This window comes from Microbispora sp. CL1-1 (genome assembly GCF_012034195.1).
Classification (GTDB): Bacteria; Actinomycetota; Actinomycetes; order Streptosporangiales; family Streptosporangiaceae; genus Microbispora.
On the sequence record NZ_JAATEK010000112.1, the window covers coordinates 1 to 1869 of the forward strand.

Below are 1869 nucleotides of genomic sequence, written 5' to 3' on the forward strand. Positions count from 1 at the left end.
TTGGGCCACCTCACGAACCGACCCCACCACCACCCACGACGACCGCACACCACCCCGACCCCGACCACGGTCACGACCACGATCACGACCACCCACACCATCGGAAGCACCCGCACCCGCACCCGGGCCGGCCGCGCCAGAACCATCCGCGCCAGCAGCGTCCGCACCATCAGCATCCCCACGCGCGGCACCAAAGCCAGCGCCGTCCATGCCAGCGGCATTCGCACCGGCGGCGGCCCCACGCGCGGTATCCGCGCCAGCGCCGTCCGCACCACCCTCATGGGCGGCAGCCGCGCCCGCGCCAGCAGCGTCCGCACCATCAGCGGCCTCACTGGCGACATCTGCGCCAGCGCCGTCAAGGCCGACAGCGTCCGCACGGGCGGCACCAACGCCAGCGCCGTCCACGCCAGCGGCAGCCCCACGCGCGGCATGTGCGCCATCGATATGCGTGCCCGGGCTGGCTGTGCTCGTGGCACCGGGCGCGTCGGCGCGCTGCCGCTGCCCGAAGTTGATGATCGGGAAGGGATCACGGGCGGACGAGCCGTCGGATGACCACAGCGGCGAATTGGCGATCAGACGGTCCCACCACTCACCGTCAATATCGCTCGAACGGTGAAGGCGCTCAGGATCGATGTCGAACAGATCCATCACACCCTCCTCGATTGATTCGAAATCCCGTTTGAATTATCTCCTGCTCATGTCACTCTTAGCAACCGGACGACCCGGTTCAGTTGGGGCCACAGACTTGCGGCGCAGCGGGTGTGGGAGAGCCCGGCCGCGATGAGGACGCACCACCAGCGACGGACCATCAGCCGAGGCAGAGAACGGGCACGTGTCCCGCCCTGGCACAGAGGCGGTCGAACCGGGACGGTAGGACGGTGCGAGGCTGCTGGCGCGACTGAGCAGGACGGTCGAACTCGGACGGCCGGACGGCCGGACGGCGCGAGGCTCCTGGCGCGACCGAGCAAGACGGTCAGACCCGAACGATCGGACGGCGCGAGACCTGGCGTGACCGAGCAGGACGGTCGGACCCGGACGGCCGGACGGCCGGACGGCGCGAGGCTCCTGGCGCGACCGAGCAAGACGGTCAGACCCGAACGATCGGACGGCGCGAGACCTGGCGTGACCGAGCAGGACGATCGGACCCGGACGGCCGGACGGCCGGACGGCCGGACGGCGCGAGGCTCCTGGCGCGACTGAGCAGGGCGGTCGGAGTGGGAGGGTCCTGCGGCCTTTTGGGTGGCTACGGATCTTGGGCAAGTCGGTCACTGCGCCGCAAGGAAACTCCGGTCCTCACGAAGCCCGCTCCGCTGGGCCTTCGCTGCGGTCCTCGTTCCCTTCCGCTCCGCTCCCTCCACCCCGGAACCTCGATGGACGGACTACCAGCCGGTCAAGCGGCACGGCGCGATGAGCCGGCTGTTCGCCGTCGCCCGCGGGTAGCAGGAGCGCAGCCGCGACCTGCTGCTGCAGTCCGATGGAGCTGCCGGCGTGCGGGGGCCATCAACAAAGTCGATCAGCAGGGTCGATCAGCAGGGTCAGGCCGCGGAGTCAGCCGACAAGGTCGGCGGGCAAGGTCAGCGGGCAGAGTCCAGTTCTCTCCACAGCTCTTCGGGCACGGGCGTGGCCGCGAGGTCGAGGTCTTCCCTGACCTCCTCCGCGCTGCGTGCGCCGATCAGGATGGTGGTGACGGCGGGGTGGCGGTGGGGGAAGCGCAGGGCGGCGGCGGGGAGCGGCACGCCGTGGGAGGCGCAGATACGTCCCAGCTCTCGTGCGCGTTCGACGACGGCGGGTGGGGCGGCGTCGTAGTCGTAGGTGGCGCCTCCGGCGAGGATGCCGCTGTTGAACACCCCACCGGCGATCACGGCCACC

At 70.5% G+C, this 1869-nt stretch carries 2 protein-coding genes; both read right to left on the bottom strand.

Features of this window, described 5'->3' with window-relative positions:
- On the bottom strand, positions 1-431 hold a 431-nt coding region (locus HCK04_RS40120; protein ID WP_142652748.1), incomplete at its 3' end, for a hypothetical protein.
- Between the two features lie 1143 nt (positions 432-1574).
- A partial coding sequence (locus tag HCK04_RS40125; RefSeq protein WP_185949119.1) for an aldo/keto reductase occupies positions 1575-1869 on the bottom strand: 295 nt, incomplete at its 5' end.